General features: G+C 60.6%; 16 protein-coding genes. 4 read left to right on the forward strand and 12 right to left on the reverse strand.

What is annotated here, in order from left to right; all coding sequences use genetic code 11:
• Positions 1–135 precede the first annotated feature (135 nt).
• Positions 136–1143, forward strand: a complete 1008-nt coding sequence (locus tag ACE04F_RS09550) for a DUF5924 family protein (RefSeq protein WP_486106334.1) — start codon at positions 136–138, stop codon at positions 1141–1143.
• 41 nt (positions 1144–1184) lie between these two features.
• Here ACE04F_RS09550 and ACE04F_RS09555 read toward each other — a convergent pair whose 3' ends face one another.
• The 5 genes from ACE04F_RS09555 to ACE04F_RS09575 all read right to left on the reverse strand — a co-directional run bounded on the left by ACE04F_RS09555 (position 1185) and on the right by ACE04F_RS09575 (position 5680).
• A complete protein-coding gene (locus ACE04F_RS09555) occupies positions 1185–2414 on the reverse strand; it encodes a nucleoside recognition domain-containing protein (RefSeq protein ID WP_486106187.1) in 1230 nt (409 codons plus the stop codon).
• Positions 2415–2648: 234 nt separating this feature from the next.
• The gene (gltP, locus tag ACE04F_RS09560; RefSeq protein WP_434626948.1) at positions 2649–3980 is read right to left on the reverse strand and encodes a glutamate/aspartate:proton symporter GltP; all 1332 of its coding nucleotides are present in this window, start codon (positions 3978–3980) and stop codon (positions 2649–2651) included.
• A 699-nt stretch (positions 3981–4679) separates the two neighbouring features.
• Positions 4680–5144: an inhibitor of vertebrate lysozyme family protein gene (locus ACE04F_RS09565; RefSeq protein WP_486106190.1), complete on the reverse strand. Its 465-nt coding sequence runs from the start codon at positions 5142–5144 to the stop codon at positions 4680–4682.
• A 3-nt stretch (positions 5145–5147) separates the two neighbouring features.
• The gene (locus tag ACE04F_RS09570) at positions 5148–5312 is read right to left on the reverse strand and encodes a DUF1328 domain-containing protein (protein ID WP_003177151.1); all 165 of its coding nucleotides are present in this window, start codon (positions 5310–5312) and stop codon (positions 5148–5150) included.
• An 80-nt stretch (positions 5313–5392) separates the two neighbouring features.
• Positions 5393–5680: a hypothetical protein gene (locus tag ACE04F_RS09575; RefSeq protein WP_486106193.1), complete on the reverse strand. Its 288-nt coding sequence runs from the start codon at positions 5678–5680 to the stop codon at positions 5393–5395.
• A 436-nt stretch (positions 5681–6116) separates the two neighbouring features.
• Here ACE04F_RS09575 and algB point away from each other — a divergent pair, with 436 nt between their 5' ends.
• Together algB and ACE04F_RS09585 are read left to right on the forward strand one after the other, a co-directional pair.
• Positions 6117–7463: a sigma-54-dependent response regulator transcription factor AlgB gene (algB, locus tag ACE04F_RS09580; protein ID WP_434570760.1), complete on the forward strand. Its 1347-nt coding sequence runs from the start codon at positions 6117–6119 to the stop codon at positions 7461–7463.
• 10 nt (positions 7464–7473) lie between these two features.
• Complete coding sequence (locus tag ACE04F_RS09585; RefSeq protein WP_486106195.1) at positions 7474–9264, forward strand: KinB sensor domain-containing domain; 1791 nt, start codon at positions 7474–7476, stop codon at positions 9262–9264.
• 7 nt (positions 9265–9271) lie between these two features.
• On the opposite strand, the gene ACE04F_RS09590 is transcribed toward ACE04F_RS09585, so the two are convergent.
• The 7 genes from ACE04F_RS09590 to ACE04F_RS09620 form a co-directional block, all read right to left on the reverse strand.
• Positions 9272–10885, reverse strand: coding sequence for an EAL domain-containing protein (locus ACE04F_RS09590; RefSeq protein WP_434658363.1), 1614 nt, complete (start codon positions 10883–10885; stop codon positions 9272–9274).
• A gap of 75 nt (positions 10886–10960) precedes the next feature.
• Positions 10961–11740 carry an N-acetylmuramoyl-L-alanine amidase gene (locus ACE04F_RS09595; RefSeq protein WP_486106197.1) on the reverse strand — a complete coding sequence of 260 codons (780 nt, stop codon included), beginning with the start codon at positions 11738–11740 and terminating at the stop codon, positions 10961–10963.
• 96 nt (positions 11741–11836) lie between these two features.
• Positions 11837–13825, reverse strand: a complete 1989-nt coding sequence (locus tag ACE04F_RS09600; RefSeq protein ID WP_486106199.1) for a GGDEF domain-containing protein — start codon at positions 13823–13825, stop codon at positions 11837–11839.
• The gene (locus ACE04F_RS09605; RefSeq protein ID WP_486106201.1) at positions 13822–14700 is read right to left on the reverse strand and encodes an endonuclease/exonuclease/phosphatase family protein; all 879 of its coding nucleotides are present in this window, start codon (positions 14698–14700) and stop codon (positions 13822–13824) included. The genes ACE04F_RS09600 and ACE04F_RS09605 overlap by 4 nt, the downstream gene beginning before the upstream one ends.
• A 15-nt stretch (positions 14701–14715) precedes the next feature.
• Complete coding sequence (locus ACE04F_RS09610) at positions 14716–15357, reverse strand: thiol:disulfide interchange protein DsbA/DsbL (protein ID WP_486106203.1); 642 nt, start codon at positions 15355–15357, stop codon at positions 14716–14718.
• Positions 15358–15543: 186 nt separating this feature from the next.
• Positions 15544–16155 carry a c-type cytochrome gene (locus tag ACE04F_RS09615; RefSeq protein ID WP_305497775.1) on the reverse strand — a complete coding sequence of 204 codons (612 nt, stop codon included), beginning with the start codon at positions 16153–16155 and terminating at the stop codon, positions 15544–15546.
• A gap of 45 nt (positions 16156–16200) precedes the next feature.
• Positions 16201–16491 (reverse strand): c-type cytochrome, encoded by a 291-nt coding sequence (locus ACE04F_RS09620; protein ID WP_030138991.1) that lies wholly within the window; start codon positions 16489–16491, stop codon positions 16201–16203.
• Positions 16492–16682: 191 nt separating this feature from the next.
• Here ACE04F_RS09620 and yihA point away from each other — a divergent pair, with 191 nt between their 5' ends.
• Complete coding sequence (gene yihA, locus ACE04F_RS09625; RefSeq protein ID WP_025211089.1) at positions 16683–17324, forward strand: ribosome biogenesis GTP-binding protein YihA/YsxC; 642 nt, start codon at positions 16683–16685, stop codon at positions 17322–17324.
• Positions 17325–17630: the final 306 nt, after the last annotated feature.

The raw sequence follows: 17630 nt of genomic DNA on the forward strand, positions 1-17630 counted from the left end.
CTGCTGCGCAGCCGAGCGGGCGCCCGCTCCCTCGCCACGAAAGATCACCGCAGCATACGTCGCGATCCTCGCCATGTCACCGTCCTGGCGATACTCTGTCAGGGATATTTCCCAAGACTTACTGTGAAACCGCCGATGCCGAACCTGACTCTTTTAATCCAGCGCATCCTCGAACTGATGAAGCGCTATCCGGGGGTCATCGCGCTCGGCGGCTTCATTTCCGGGGTCGGCAGTTTCATGCTGGTGGATCGCCAACAGGGCCTGGCGACCTGGATCGCTATCATGATGCTGGTGAGCTGGCTCTGGCTGATGCTGGAGAACAGCCTGACGCGGCTGTTCACGCGGATCTTCAAACGGGAAATACCCCAGCCGCTGCTGCGTTACGCCACCCAGATGATCCACCAGGAAAGCCTGTTCTTCGTCTTGCCGTTTTTCTTCATCACGACCACGTGGAACAGCAGCCAGTTGCTCTTTACCGGCCTGCTCGCGGCGTCGGCGCTGGTCTCGATCATCGATCCGCTGTACTACAAATGGCTCGCCCCCCGGCGTTGGGCGTTCCTGGCGTTGCACACACTGACGCTGTTCGCCGCCCTGCTCACCGCGCTGCCGGTGATCCTGCACCTGACCACTGACCAGAGCTTCAAGCTGGCACTGGGCATCGCCATGCTGTTGTCGTTCCCGAGCCTGGCCTCGATCTTCCCGATCCGCACCGTGCGCAACGCGCTGGCGATTCTGTGCATCACCCTGGGCATCGGCGCCGCCGGCTGGGTGCTGCGCTCCTGGGTGCCACCCGCCACGCTCTGGATGACCGAAGTGGCAATCAGCACCCAACTGGAAGACCGCACGCCCGGCGCCAGCCTCAAGGAAGTCAGCGCGGCCCAGATCCGTGGCAACGGCCTGTATGCCTACACCGCCATCAACGCGCCGCGCGGGCTCGATGAACGGATCTACCACGTCTGGCAGTTCAACGGCAAAGAGGTGGATCGCATTGCCCTGGACATCCATGGCGGACGCAAGGAAGGCTATCGGGCGTGGACCCACAAGCGGAACTTCCCCGACAACCCGACGGGCAAATGGCAAGTGCGAGTGCTGACCGAAAATGGCCAGATGATCGGCGTGTTGCGGTTCGAGGTGAAGGACTGAAGGTCCTGCGGACCTTATCGCGAGCAGGCTCGCTCCTCAGATCAGCCAAAGAACCAGTAGCAGACGCCGATGGCCGCTATCACCCCGGCCAGCTCGGCCAGCAGGGCGCAACCCACCGCATGGCGGGCTCGCTGGATGCCGACGGCGCCGAAATACACCGCCAGCACGTAGAACGTGGTTTCGGTACTGCCCTGGATGGTCGCCGCCACCAGGGCCGGGAAACTGTCCACGCCGGAGGTCTTCATGGTTTCGATCAGCATCGCCCGGGCGGCGCTGCCGGAAAACGGCTTGACCATGGCGGTGGGCAGGGCGTCGACGAAACGCGTGTCCAGGCCGGCCCATTGCGCGAGGTGGCGGATGCCATCCAGGCCAAAATCCAGCGCCCCCGAAGCCCGCAGCACACCGACAGCGCAGAGCATCGCCACCAGATACGGCAGCAGCGTCTTGGCGACGTCGAATCCCTCTTTGGCGCCTTCGACAAAGGCTTCATACACTTTGACCTTGCGCAGCGCACCCACCACCAGGAACAGGATGATCAAGCCGAACAACGTCAGGTTACCAAGGATCGACGACAGCCCCGCCAGCGCCGTGGCCGAGAGCGTCGCCAGCAACGCCATGAAACCACCCAGCACCAGCGCGCCCGGAATCAGATAGGCCAGCACCACCGGGTCCCACAAGCGCAGCCGTTGCATGAACGCCACGGACAACAGCCCCATCAGGGTCGAGGCGCTGGTGGCGAGCAGGATCGGCAGGAACACCAGGGTCGGGTCCGACGCGCCTTGCTGGGCGCGGTACATGAAAATCGTCACCGGCAGCAGCGTCAGTGACGACGCGTTGAGTACCAGGAACAGGATCTGCGCATTGCTGGCGATGGTCGGGCTGGGGTTGAGGTCTTGCAGGGCGCGCATGGCCTTCAGGCCGATGGGGGTGGCCGCGTTGTCCAGCCCGAGGCCGTTGGCTGCGAAGTTGAGGGTGATCAGGCCGATGGCCGGGTGGCCCGCCGGGACTTCCGGCATCAAGCGCAGGAACAGCGGGCCGAGGGCCTTGGCCAGCCAATCGACAATGCCGGCTTTTTCCGCGATGCGCAGGAAGCCCAGCCAAAGCGTCAAGGTGCCGAACAGCAGGACCATCACCTCAACCGACAGCTTGGCCATGGCAAAAATGCTTTCCACCATCGCCGCGAAAATACCCGCGTTGCCGCCAATCAGCCACTGCGCCAGCGCCGACACGGCCGCCACGATAAAGAAGCCAAGCCACAGGCCATTGAGCATCGGTAAGTCCCCCGGAAGATGCGGCGAATGATAGCGGGGCCGGCAGAAACGACAAACCCCGGATTTCTCCGGGGTCTGGTTGGCATCATCAAGTACCGCGATCTTCGCGAGCAGGCTCGCTCCCACATTGGACCTGTGCCGGCTGAGATCTCTGCAACAACCCCAAACACCTGTGGGAGATATCTGCAACAACCCCAACCACCTGTGGGAGCGAGCCTGCTCGCGAAGGCGTTCTCAACGGCTGGAAGTTTCCCCCGCCGGCAGCGGCTCCTTGCTGCGCCAGTGCGGCAGGGAGTTCCAGTAGCGCTGGCCCTTGGCATCGTCGTACATGCCTTCCCAGCGGGAAATGACCAGCACCGCCAAGGCGTTGCCGATAACGTTCAGCGCGGTACGAGCCATGTCCATGATGCGGTCGACACCGGCAATGAACGCCAGGCCTTCCAGCGGAATACCCACGCTGCCCAGTGTCGCCAGCAGAACCACGAAGGAGACACCCGGCACGCCGGCGATGCCCTTGGACGTGACCATCAGGGTCAGCACCAGCAGCAACTGCTGGCTGATCGACAGGTCGATGCCATACAACTGCGCGATGAAAATCGCCGCGATGCTCTGATACAGCGTCGAGCCATCGAGGTTGAACGAGTAACCGGTAGGAACCACGAAGCTGCAGATGGCTTTCGGCGCGCCGTACGCTTCCATCTTCTCGATCACGCGCGGCAGCACGGTTTCGGAACTGGCGGTGGAGTAAGCCAGCACCAGCTCATCCTTGAAGATGCGCATCAGCTTGATCACCGAAAAGCCGAACAGGCGCGCGATCAGCCCCAGCACCACGAAAGCGAAGAAGGCGATGGCGACGTAAACCAGGATCACCAGTTTCGCCAAGGGCAGCAGGGAGGCGAAACCGAAGTTGGCGACCGTCACGGCGATCAGCGCAAACACGCCGATCGGGGCGTAGTTCATGATCATGTGAGTGACTTTGAACATGCTTTCCGATACGCCCTGGAACATCTTTACCAGCGGATCGCGCAGATCCGCCTGCAGGCTCGACAAACCGAGGCCGAACAGGACGGAGAAGAAAATGATCGGCAGCATCTCGCCACGGGCAACCGCCGCGAAAATGTTCGATGGGATCAGGTTGAGGATGGTCTCGATGAACGCATGTTCATGCTGGACTTCAGCAGCGGTGGCCTGGTACTTGGAAATGTCCACCGTGCCCAGGGTGCTCATGTCGATACCACTGCCCGGTTGGAAGAAGTTAGCCAACAACAGGCCGACGACAATGGCGATGGTGGTGACGATTTCGAAGTAGATGATCGTCTTGAAGCCGATGCGCCCGAGTTTCTTCGCATCCCCCACGCCAGCAATACCGACAATCAGCGAAGAGATCACGATCGGTATCACGATCATCTTGATCAGACGGATAAAGATATCGCCCGCCGGTTGCAGCACATTGCTGATCCACCAGGCCTTCTCGGCACTGAAGTGGTTGAGCAGCGCACCGATTGCAATCCCGAGCACCAGACCGATGAGGATCTGCCAGGCGAGGCTTAGTCGTGCCTTCTTCATATCATTACCCTTACTTCAGTTTGACTTGGGCAGTGACATGAACCGATCAGCGTAGACGATCGCAATTCACGTCCTCTGCCCCCGTATAAGGTTGCCCCGAGCGGCCACGGCGGCTCACTGGCAGGCGAAAAAAGGCGCAACTATTGCGATGCAAGGGGGGATCGTCTAATGCCGTAAACGCCTACCCTATGCCGAATCGGCATGAGATTACGCGAATGAAACGCGCGTCCCAGTCGGTTCGGATACGCCATTTGTGCGGGTATAAATGCCGTGGACCGGCCGTTTCAGCGTAGCCGGGCTCAGCCTGGCTTGCCTGGAAGGCGATCAAAGGACAGTGAATCGATCCTGCGTCGACGTCGGAAACGACACGGGCGTTCTCCGATGTACGGTCAGGCGCGGAGGAAAGTGCCATTTGGCGAAGCAGAAACCCGCAACACTTGCGAGAGTCCCTTGGCAACGAGGCGAACGCTCTGGAATGGGGGTTAGCAGCACAAGCTCTCCGCAAGTTCGCCAAAGCCATTACGGCTTTGCGAACTTGCGTCGCAGCTTTTTACCTGACCCGGCCCTTGCGCAGGCACTCCTTGTGCCCGTAGGTCACTCCGACCCTCAATGGTCAGAACGTCCCAGCCCCCTGGTCATGCGACAGCCCTCCTCGGGCCTCGCAGTAAGAAAGACATGGCTGTCTTTCCTGTTTTCAAGTCAGTACCAATTCGGATCTTTCTTGAGCTGTTCCATCAACAGTTCTTGCATACCTTCATCGGGGTTACCGAGAAAGCGATAGTCCGCATGGCGGGTCGGCGACTTGTCCGCCGGCAGTCCCGCGGGGACCTCGACCAACATGGCATAAGCATCGTCCTTGTCGAAACTGACGGCTACGATCAGACGCTTGCTCTTGCAGGTCTCCTGGGTTTCGCACAATGGCCCGACCAGGTATTGGTCGCCGTCTTCCTCGACGGCATTCATTTGCTCGGAAGCACCGGTCAGATTCATGACCCACTCCGGCAAACGCTCTTCCTTCTTGACCACTTGCTGCCACGTTTCGCGGTATTGCGGGTCTGCCTCAAGCAGCTGATTGACCCGCATCTGTCCATCATTGGCAGCCATAGCCAGGGCACTGCCGCCCAGAAGCAGGGCGGCGGCCAGTCCTGTTAATGACCGGTTCATGGGTCAGCCTCGGCCGCGACGGCCAAAGAAGAACGAAGCGATGAACATCACCAGGAACACGACAAAGAGAATCTTGGCGATGCCCGTAGCGGTGCCTGCGATACCACCGAAGCCCAGTACGGCAGCGATGATGGCAATGATCAGGAAGGTAATTGCCCAGCTCAACATGATGATTCTCCTTACACTTTTCTATTTAGTTAGGGTCTGGCGGTAATGGTTCCGACACAACGGACAGCCGGTTCAGCGGGTCAGAAGACCCAGCGTTCTTCACGGGGCATGTCGATGACGGTCTGCGCCTGGTCAACTTCCATCATGCGCATCGAAGCGGCTGCATCGGCAAGGTTGCTGACGGAAGTGAAATGGGTCTGGGGAGCTCGTTGAACCGATACCAGCGGCGCTTCCGGCTGTTGGCTTTCGTGCCAGAGCATTAATTGCTGACCGGCCACAAGGGTAATCAGAAGGGCGGCAATAGCCCACAAGCCCTGCTGGATATGCAGGGAGCTGATGCGAAATTGGGCGGCACGTTGACGATTCATCCTGGAATTCCTCCCCACCCTAGCGGTGATTTGGTTGAGGCGCTTAAACGCCACGTTGACTAAGATATTGCAGCCGTCGTGCCAGAAATAATGCACCCATAAAACCCTTAAAAATCAAACAGTTACTGACAAAGCAAAAGCTAGTCGGGGCGCATCCTGCACGATGGCCCAGCCAAGCGTCGTGCGTTCTGCACGACCCTTTGCAGCAGAGGCGTAAGATTCTTTTTGAATTGAAAGTCGGAAAAGGATGTCGGAATGAGCGAGCCGAAGCGTATGAAACACGGAGGCGAGGAAAAACCGTTTTAAAATCAGTTTGTTATAAACGGGTGGTCCACAGACGCACGCTCAATGGGTAATATTCGGTCAGAATCGACCATGCAACTTGCCCGATTTTTCTGACACTAATCATCATTATTCTTTAAGGAGCGTAGGAAAAATGGAATCCGCCACTGAGCATCAAGGCCGCATTCTGCTGGTAGACGATGAGTCCGCCATCCTGCGTACCTTCCGTTACTGCCTGGAAGACGAGGGTTATACCGTCGCCACCGCCAACAGCGCCGCCCAGGCCGAAGCCCTGCTGCAACGCCAGGTGTTTGACCTGTGCTTCCTGGATTTGCGCCTCGGCGAGGACAATGGCCTCGATGTGTTGGCGCAGATGCGTATCCAGGCGCCCTGGATGCGGGTGGTGATCGTCACCGCGCACTCCGCCGTGGACACCGCCGTCGATGCGATTCAGGCGGGCGCCGCTGATTATCTCGTCAAGCCGTGCAGCCCGGATCAACTGCGCCTGGCAACGGCCAAGCAGTTGGAAGTGCGCCAGCTCTCCGCCCGGCTCGAAGCCCTCGAAGGCGAGGTGCGCAAGCCCAAGGATGGACTCGATTCCCACAGCCCGGCGATGAAAGTGGTGTTGGAAACCGCCCGCCAGGTCGCCAGCACCGATGCCAATATCCTGATCCTCGGCGAGTCCGGCACCGGTAAAGGCGAGTTGGCGCGGGCTATTCATGGCTGGAGCAAACGCGCGAAAAAATCCTGCGTCACCATCAACTGCCCATCGCTGACCACTGAGCTGATGGAAAGCGAATTGTTCGGCCACAGCCGTGGCGCGTTTACCGGCGCCAGCGAAAGCACTTTGGGACGCGTCAACCAAGCCGATGGCGGCACGCTGTTTCTCGACGAGATTGGCGATTTTCCCCTCACATTGCAGCCAAAATTATTGCGCTTCATCCAGGACAAGGAATACGAGCGAGTCGGTGACCCGGTCACTCGCCGTGCCGATGTGCGGATTCTCGCGGCGACCAACCTCAACCTTGAGGACATGGTGCGCGACGGGCGCTTTCGCGAAGACCTGCTGTATCGCCTGAACGTCATCACCCTTCACTTGCCGCCATTGCGCGAGCGAGCCGAGGACATCCTGACCCTCGCCGATCGCTTCCTGGCACGCTTCGTCAAGGAGTACGCGCGCCCGGCCCGGGGTTTCAGCGATGAGGCTCGGGAAGCGCTGCTGGGCTATCGCTGGCCCGGCAACATCCGGGAACTGCGCAACGTGGTCGAGCGCGCCAGCATCATCTGCCCGCAGGAAAAAGTCGAGATCAGCCATTTGGGCATGGCCGAGCAACCGGTCAACAATGCCCCGCGGATCGGTGCCGCGCTGAGCCTCGACGAGTTGGAAAAAGCCCACATCGGCGCCGTGCTGGCCACGGCCGACACGCTGGACCAGGCGGCGAAGACACTGGGCATCGACGCGTCCACGTTGTATCGCAAACGCAAGCAATACAACTTATGAGCAGCACCTTATGAAACTGGCGATGAAGCTGCGCACACGGCTGTTTCTCAGTATCTCGGCACTGATTACGGTGGCGTTGCTGGGGCTGCTGCTTGGGCTGGTCAGCGTCATGCAAATGGCCAATACCCAAGAACAATCGGTGCGTGACAACTTTTTCCTGCTGGACCTGGGCCTGAAGCTGCGTCAGACACTCGGTGATCAGTTGATGATCATGCTGGATGAAAAACCCGACCTGACAGCGCTGGAACAATCCAAACACCAGTATTTCCAGCTGTTGGATGAGGGCATTGCCCATGAACAACAGTTGGCTGAATCGTCCACCAGCTTCAGCCGCGCGAAAACCGACTACCTCAGTTTTCTCGAGGCCTTCGAGGCCTCTCGCCGTCAACCGGCACAACTGACCGGCATCCAGGACCTGACACAAAAATTCAACGTGCTGCGCGGAGGGCTGATCGATAGCTATCGCCATGCGCTCAACAAGATCAGCGAAACCCAGGACCGCGCCCGCGCGCGCGCATTGCTGATTTCCGGCCTGCTCGGGTTGGTGGGATTGGCGGTGCTGATCATCGGTTTCGTTACCGCCCACGGCATCGCCCGACGTTTCGGCGCGCCGATCGAGGCTCTGGCCGCGGCGGCGGATGATATCGGCCAAGGCAATTTCGAAGTGACATTGCCAGTTTCCTCGGCGGCTGAACTGAATCTGCTGACACGTCGCTTTGGCATCATGGCCCAGGCGCTGCGAGAACATCAGGCTACCAACGTCGATGAATTGCTCGCCGGCCAACAGCGCCTGCAAGCGGTCCTCGACAGCATCGACGACGGTTTGCTGATGATCGACCGCCAGGGCCATCTGGAACACCTCAACCCGGTGGCCCAGCGTCAACTGGGCTGGGACGAGGAGCGCCTGGGCCAGGGATTGGGCGAGGCACTTGGACGCGCCGAGCTGGATGAAGAGCTGCAACTGGTACTGCGCGGCGGCACCCAGGAACGCGCCCCGGATGATTTGAGCATCGAAGTGGATGGAGAGACACGCGTGCTGACTTACAGCCTCACGCCCGTCATCCATACCCAGGGCCAGATTCTCGGCGCTGTGATGATCTTGCATGACGTCACCGAGCAACGCGCCTTCGAACGGGTCCGTAGCGAGTTCGTGTTGCGCGCCTCCCACGAGTTGCGCACACCGGTGACAGGCATGCACATGGCGTTCGGGCTGCTGCAGGAACGCATGCACTTCCCCGACGACTCTCGCGAGGCGGACCTGCTCAACACCGTCAATGAAGAAATGCAGCGACTGATGCAGCTCATCAACGACCTGCTGAACTTTTCCCGTTACCAGAACGGCTTGCAAAAGCTCACGCTGGCGCCTTGCTCCATTGAAGAGCTGCTGGAAACGGCGAGGATGCGCTTTGCCAAGCAGGCGCAACAGAAGGGCATCGAACTGCTCGTTGAGATCCAGGGCCCCTTGCCGCGCCTGCACGCCGATGCCGCGCAACTGGACCGGGTCCTGGACAACCTGATCGACAACGCGATGCGCCACACCAACGGCGACGGCCAGATCCGCCTGCAGGCCCGGCGCCACGGCGAGCGGGTGATTATCAGCGTGGAAGACAATGGTGAAGGCATTGCCTATGGCCAGCAGGGACGCATCTTCGAGCCCTTCGTCCAGGTCGGACGCAAAAAGGGCGGCGCCGGTCTCGGCCTGGCTTTGTGCAAGGAAATCGTCCAGCTCCATGGTGGACGCATGGGCGTTTATTCCAGGCCAGGGCAGGGCACTCAGTTCTACATGGCCCTGACCGTCTGAGGAGCCATCAGGCTTCGTCGTCCAGGCGCCGTCCAAGCAGGCGCCGCCCACGGGTAATCAATTCGATAAGTTGCACCGCGCTGAGCGCATGGGCGAACAACCAGCCCTGGCCGAACTTCACGCCTTCGCTGCTCAGATAGGAAGCCTGGGCCTCATGCTCGATGCCTTCGGCGATGACCTTGAGTTCCAGGGCGTGGGCCATGCGAATGATGTGCGGGGCCACGCCACTACTGGCGGCATCATGACCCAGCGCATCGATGAAGGCCTTGTCGATTTTCAGGCAATCAACCGGCAGCGTCTGCAGGTAGGCGAGGCTGCAATAGCCGGTGCCGAAATCATCGATCAGCACCTGATGCCCGACGTCGCGCAGCGACTGCAGGTTATCCCGGGCGACCAGCACATCGACCAGCCCGCGCTCGGTCACCTCAAAAGCTATCTGGCGCGCCGACACCCGATGCAGCGCCAGCAACCGCGCAATCACCTCGCCGATGCGCGGCACCATTACGTCACACGCCGCCAGGTTCACCGAGATATATAAATGCGGGTTGGCCCGTAACAGCTGGCCCAACTGGTCGAACAGCCGTTGCAGGACGAAATCGGTAATTTGCCGTATCTGCCCGGTGTTCTCCGCCATCGGGATGAACAGGTCCGGGCTGGTCAGCGTGCCGTCCGGCCGTCGCCAGCGCAGCAGCGCCTCGGCACCGACGCAGTTGCGGCTGTGCAGGTCGAAGATCGGCTGATACAGAACTTGCAATTCACCGCGCCGGATAGCGCCGTGCAGCTCGGCATCCATGGACTGGCGCTGGCGCACCAGCAGGAAGACCTGGAAGCCGATCCCCAGCCCCAGCATCAGGCTGATAGGCAACATCCACCAGGCATTGGCCGGAATACGCAGACCGTTGCGCGGCGCAATAAGCACCAGCTGATATTCCGGATTGTCGGTCGGCATCCGGTAGATCAGCCGGGTCTGGGTCACTTGCAGAGACTGCTGGCTTTTCAGCGGCCAGGGCTCTGTCGGAGGCCAACGCTGTGCGCTGCCCAGCACCGGAATCGCCCGCTCGCCATGATCCAGGACCACCAGCAGGCTGCTGCCGGGCGGCAGGTCGACCACATCGGTCAGGTGCCCGCGAGACGTAGCGACGCGGAAATTGCCACGTCCCAACATCAACGCAGCGCGGTTCTCGTCGGGCTCGGTGGTGGTGTTTAGCCAATAGCTGTAGGCAGGGCCGCGCAAATCGGGCGGACGAACCAGTGACATACCGCTCTGACGAGGGCGATTCGAACAGACACCGTTGGCATCGAGATAAGCCGCCTCATAGACAAAGCGGTAGTTGAAGCTTACCTGCTGCAACGTGGCGATCATGTCATCGTTGCAGCCGCGCAGCGGTTGCGCCTGCAAATCGTCGAGACTTTCGCGCAACTGACCAAAAAGCTGTTCCAGTCGCTGCAGAAAACGCTCGCCCTGGGCGTTCATTTGCTCGCTTTCACGCTGCTGGATCTGCTGCATCACCACGAACAGGCTCCCGGCCAGCAGCAGTACCGTACTCAAGGCAGCCGCCATCATCGCCAGGAAAATGGGGCGATGGAGCCAACTCTGCAGGGTTTCGCGTGCAGCTGTCATCAGGGGTAATCCGAAAGTTACCAATGAGTTATAGCTGCTGTTTTGAATTTAGCCCGTCCAGTCGGACGAGCGTCATTATTTTGTCTGGTTGAGTACCTGCAAAATCGCCGCGCTTTGGGCGTCCGGCGCGCCGTCGAAACGGCTCGGCCGGTAGCGCATCTGGAAGGCGGCCAGCACTTGATGAGTGGCGACGTCCCACTCGCCGGTACGTGGCGTCGGGTAGCCGAGGCGGGCCAGTTCAGCCTGGAACCAGCTGGCGCTCGGCAGTTGTCCCGCGTAAGCCGCCTGTTGACGCGCGACCGCCCCTTCGTCCGGCCACACACCCAGGCCCGCCTGCGCCAGACGTTTCCAAGGGAACAGCGGCCCGGGATCCAGCTTGCGCATGGGAGCGATGTCACTGTGGCCAATGATATTGACCGGATTGATCCCGTTACGGCGGGTAATGTCCTTGAGCAGGGCAATCAGCGCTTGTACCTGGGCTTCGCTGTAGGGGTACCAACGGCGGCCTTCAGGCGTGTCGACATAGCCCTGGTTGACGATTTCGATGCCGATGGAGCTGGAGTTGAGCCAGGTCCGGCCTTGCCATTCGCTTTCCCCGGCATGCCAGGCGCGCCGGCTTTCATCCACTAGCTGGTAGATGGTTGCGTCCTTATCGTCACCGATCAGGTAATGCGCGCTGACTTCGCCATGGGTCAGCAAGGCCAAGGAGCGTTCCAAGGAAGCCGAGGTGTAATGAACCACGACAAACTGGATGCGACTGTCGTGATTGACGGAAGGATGGCTGGTATCGAGCCGAGGGCCGCCGGCGCATCCGGCCAGGGCAATCAACGAAAGAATGATCGGCAGAAATTTCATGGCGACGACGTGCCCGAATAAGATAATGCAACAGTGTAACGTATCGCCCAGCGATGGTCCGACCGGTAATTGGATATGACGGAAGTAACACCCGCCTTAGCCCAACTCCACCCGGTTGCGACCCGCATTTTTAGCCCGATACAGCGCCTGATCGGCCCTTTTCAGCACCACGTCGCTGTGTTCTCCCGCCTTGAACGCCGTCATGCCCATGGATACCGTGACCGTGACCGGTTCGCCCTTGAAATGGAACGGACAGGCTTCGATGGCGGCGCGCAAGGCCTCGGCGAGCTTGGCTCCCGCTGCCAGCGATGTATCAGGTACCAGCAGGACAAATTCCTCACCACCAAAACGGGCAATGAAATCACTGCCGCGCACGCGCTTGCGTAGCACCGAGGCAATCAACTTGAGCACCCGGTCACCGGCCAGGTGACCGTAGTTATCGTTGATCCGCTTGAAATGATCGAGGTCGAGCATGGCGATCAACAGGCTGTTGCCGTGCTGCTGCCACTGCTCGACCTCATGTTCGAGACGCTCAGTCCAGGCGGCACGATTGGGCAGCCCGGTGAGCGGATCGATGAGCGCCTTTTGCCGCTGCTCTTCCAGGTTCTCACGCACGATCAGGGCGTCCTGTTCCATCAGCGCGACGCGCTCGGCGAGGGTTTGCAGGCGGGCTGAAACTTCCTTCTCACGCTGGTCACGCTGCTTCTGATGCCGATCCATCGTACCGAGCAGGCCTTCGAGATGATTCTCCAGTACCTGCTTGAGGCCTTCCAGGTCGTCGGCTTGCTGCACACTGCTTTGCAAGCCATCCACCTGCTCGCGAATCTGGTTGTTCATCTCCCTGGAGGCGGACAGGTTATCGGCATGGTCCTCACTGGCGGCTTGCAATGTGCTCTGGAATGACTCCAGTCGGTCATTGAGTCGCTGCAGATACGCTTCGAATTCATGCTGGCCACTGTCGGTAATCGCCAGCATCAGGACCGCCAGATCGTCGAGGATCGGCAGTAATTCATACCAGTTCAAGCCGTTTCGCAGGCGCTCGCGCATGGCCTCGGCTTGCGGACGGTGGCGCTCAGGCAGCGTCAGGTCGCCCAACAGGCCGAGCAGGGTGTCTTCGATATGCCCGGCGACCGAACTGTAAGAGGGTTCCGGGGAATCGGGCAGGGCGTAATGGATCTCATCGGGGACGACGGATGCGTCGGGGGCGACCGGTGCCTCGTCGAGCGGCGGTTCAGTTGGCGTCAATTCGTCCGGATTGTCGAGCGCCGGTACCGATTCGGCGGGCTCAGGGTCGATCGGCACCGGCTCGGCGGTCGGCTGGGGCACGGCGGTAACCGAGGCAGGCTCGGACGCCAGGTCAGGCTCGTCGACCGGCATAGGGGGCTCGACCGGCGCTGACGGCGCATCCGGTGTGTGGGCGTGGTCCGCCACCGGTTCAAGTCCAGGCGCGGCGGAGGGCGCTTCGACAGGCGGTTCCGGAGGCGGCGATATAACCGTCTCTGGCTCGGGCGTGGCGCCAGGCTGGGCAGGCTCGGGCGACGGTAGCAGCGGCTCTTCGTGGCCATGGCCGCCGAACAATCGTTGCAGCAGGCCCGGACGACTCGGCTGGTCGGGCGCGTCAAGGGCACCCAGTGCCTTGCCCTGCAGGCTGCTCAGCTCGCTGAGCAGCAGCGGAATTTCCCGGGCCTGGCCAACCCGGGTCTCCAGTTGTTTGGAAAATTTCTTCAGGGGCCGGCTGACGTCCTTAGGCAGCGGCAGCTTCTGCAGCTGGGCGACCAGGGCGGTCAGCGCGGCACTCATCTGGTCCACCCGGGTCTCGCGGCGCTGCTCGGAATCGAGCACGGCCTTTTCCAACCGCGGCAACAGGGCGGCGAGGGCGGCGTCCATGTCATCGGTGCGCACCACTTCGCGCATCTCTTTCATGCACTGGTCTACCGCGCGATCGGTGCCCTCGGCGGCCAGGGTGCTACGCACCAGGCCACGACGCAGCAGGTCGAGCCGGGCGTCCCAGCGACGCTCAAGCTTTTCCTGCTGTTCGATGCTCTTGAGGTATTTCTCTCTCCAGCGTTCGGCGTCGTCGCTCATTCATCGGATCCGCGAGGGGCAGGACTCAGCGCGGGAAATGCATCGGCCGTGAGCGAACCCGGCAAACGTATTTCGACCGCGACCGGCAGGTGATCGGAAATGGGCTGGGCCAACACTTCGAACCGTTCGAGGGCCAAGGTCGGGCTCAGCAGGATATGGTCCAGGCAGCGCTGGGGGCGCCAGCTGGGGAACGTGGCTTCCAGTTGCGGGGCGAGCAGGCCAAGGTCGCGCAGCGGTGAGGTCTGCAACAGGTCATTGGCGTGGGTATTCATGTCGCCCATCAGGATTTGATGCTTGTAGCCGCCAATCAACTCACGAATGTAGGCCAGTTGCATGGTTCGGGTCCGAGCCCCGAGAGCCAGGTGCATCATCACCACTACCAGCGCCTCCGGACCTTCGCCGAAACGCGCCAGGATCGCTCCGCGCCCCTTGGGGCCCGGCAACGGGTGATCCTCGATCGCCCAGGGCCGCAGACGACTCAGCACGCCATTGCTGTGCTGGCCGAGACGACCAAGGTTGCGATTGAGTTGCTGGTACCAATAAGGAAACGCGCCCAGCTGGGCGAGGTGTTCAACCTGATTGACGTAGCCGGAGCGCAGGCTGCCGCCGTCGGCCTCCTGCAGAGCAACCAGGTCGAAGTCCTTCAGCAGGTCGCCAATCTTCTGCAGGTTGCCGGCTCGCCCGGTGTGGGGCAGCAGGTGTTGCCAGCCCCGGGTCAGGTAGTGCCGGTAGCGCTCGGTGCTGATGCCCACCTGGATATTGAAGCTGAGCAACCGCAGGTGATTGTCGGCAGGCAGGCCCGTGGACGTGACGTGATGCTCATTGACCCGCGGTTCATGCAGGCCAACGATGCGTTCGGTACTCCAGCGGGCCATCGACGAGGGCCGCGCTTAGTTGGCGGCAGCCTTGGTGGCCGCTCGCTCTTTGGCGATCAGCGTGTCGGCCAGTTGCAGCGCTTGTTCGGCGCCGCCAGCGGAGCCGATATCAAAGCGGTACTTGCCGTTGACGACCATGGTCGGTACGCCGGTGATTTCGTATTTCTTCGCGAGATCCTTGGCCTTGGCAATCTGGCCCTTGATGGCGAACGAATTAAAGGTTGCCAGGAACTTGTCCTTGTCGACGCCTTGGGTGGCGAGGAACTCGGCCATTTCCTCAGGATCGGTCAGGCGCTTCTTTTCTTTCTGGATGGCATTAAACACCGCTGCGTGGACTTGGTGCTCGACGCCCATGGATTCGAGGGTCAGGAACATTTGGCCGTGGGCGTCCCATGGGCCACCGAACATGGCTGGGATGCGCACGAAATTCACGTCCGAAGGCAGTTTTTCAGCCCATGGGTTGATCACCGGTTCGAAGGCATAGCAATGCGGGCAACCGTACCAGAACAGCTCCACGACCTCGATCTTGCCAGGCACCGCCACTGGAACCGGGTTGGCCAATTCCACATAAGGCGCGGCGGGGGCTTCAGCCGCTTGGGCAGTCACGCCGAACAGACTGGCGGCGACGAGCGCGGCGCTGATGATCAGATTACGCATGCTTTACTCCTGGACAATGAGGTGGCCTCGCGGGGCGTGTTTTTCAGACAGGCCGCCGCGGGTTCAGTTTCGCTAGTGTAACGGCAGCGGCCACAAAAAAGGGCGGCCAAAGCCACCCTTTTGATGTTTGCACCGACAGATTAATCGGGCGTTAACGTTGCAAGAGGTTTCCCCCTTGCAGCGACCTCAATGCAGGCCCTGGATGTAGCTGGAGACTGCCGCAATATCTTCGTCGCTCAGCTTGCGGGCGATGGTGCGCATGGTCATCGCGTCGCCGTCGTTGGCACGACCGCCTTCTTCCTTGCGGAAATCGGTCAACTGCTTGGTGATGTATTGGGCGTGCTGGCCACCCAGATGCGGGAAGCCGGCGGCGGCGTTGCCCTTGCCGTCAGGCGAATGGCAGCCCGTGCAGGCTGGCAGGCCCTTGGCCAGGTTGCCGCCACGGAACAGCGCCTCACCCCGTGCCACGAGTTTTGGATCAGCGGCGCCAACGCTGCCCTTCTGGCTGGCGAAATAGGCCGCGATGTCCGCCAGGTCTTGATCGCTCAGGTTGTTCAGCAGGCCGGTCATTTCCAGCACGACACGCTTGCCGTCCTTGATTTCCTTCAACTGCTTGACCAGGTAACGCTCGCCCTGGCCGGCCAGTTTCGGAAAGTTGGGCGCCATGCTGTTGCCATCCGGACCATGACAGGCTCCGCACACGGCGGCTTTCGCCTGGCCTGCGGCAGCATCGCCTGCGGCGTGGGCTACACCGGATATCCCCAAGGTCAACAGCAGACTCACGATCAGTTTGTTCATCAGCTAATCCAACTACGGCTAAGGGTTAAGAGTTATGGACCGGGCTTACTCGCTCATCCACTGGATGATGGCTTGGTAATCCTCGGCACTGCAGTCCATGCACAAACCACGCGGCGGCATCGCCTTGAAACCCTGGGTCACGTGTTGCACCAGCGTCCCCATGCCTTTCGCCAACCTCGGCGTCCAGGCTTCGCGGTCACCCTTGCGGGGCGCCGTGGGTAGTTGGCCGGAATGACAGGCACCACAAACACGGTTGTACACAGCTTCCGGATCCTGTGTAGCCTGAGCGCTGTAAAGCGGCATCAAGACACCGGCAGCTAGCAGCCATTTCGTCATAAAACGACCTTTTCAGGGTTGAGAGCGAGCTGCGTTCTAGTGCGCAATTTCGGTCGGTCGCTCCCGTGAACTTCATCCTACGCTGGGACAAAGCGCACACAAAATCTGCGGCATTATATACTGGCGTCACTGAAACGGAAACGACACAGCTTGCCGCGTCCATTCCCGACGCCGCCCACATCGGAAATCCCATGCAACTGAAAAACCCCATCCTCGGCCTGTGCCAACAGTCCACCTTCATGCTCAGCGCCGCCAAAGTCGATCAATGCCCTGACGACGAAGGCTTCGAAGTGGCCTTTGCCGGGCGTTCCAATGCCGGTAAATCCAGCGCGCTGAACACCCTGACCCATGCCAGCCTGGCCCGCACCTCGAAAACCCCGGGCCGCACGCAGCTCTTGAACTTCTTCAAGCTAGACGATGAACGCCGTTTGGTCGACCTGCCCGGTTATGGCTACGCAAAAGTGCCGATCCCGCTCAAGCAACATTGGCAGCGCCACCTGGAAGCCTACCTGGGCAGCCGTGAGAGTTTGAAAGGTCTGATCCTGATGATGGACATCCGTCATCCAATGACCGACTTCGACCTGCTGATGCTCGATTGGGCCGTCGCCAGCGGCATGCCGATGCACATCCTGCTGACCAAGGCCGACAAGCTCACCTACGGCGCAGCGAAAAACACCCTGCTCAAAGTGCAGTCGGAAATTCGCAAGGGCTGGGGCGACACGATCACCATTCAGCTATTCTCGGCTCCAAAGCGCATGGGCCTGGAAGAGGCCTATACGGTGTTGGCCGACTGGATGGAATTGGCGGACAAGGGCAGCGAAGCGGCCGAGTAAGCCAGATCGCAGGCAAAAAAAACCCCGGACTTCGTATGGGGAGGGGGAAGTTCGGGGTCCAAGTTCCGGACCGCTAGGGCGGGGTCCAGATATCTGCCAACACTTAACACAACATAGGAGCATTGAAGGGCTTCACCAGCCATTCAGGATCTCTGAGTACCGATTCACAGATTTAGTTCAGATTATTTTTGGTAATAACTGTAGGCATGCTCACAGCTGACGATGTCGTATATGGGTTTCCCGAAGATGCAATGTGGCGGGGGGGGGGGGGCCCGCTGGCCTGCGCAGCAGGCCCCTGCATTCCTC

Source organism: Pseudomonas sp. AGC41 (assembly GCF_057334555.1).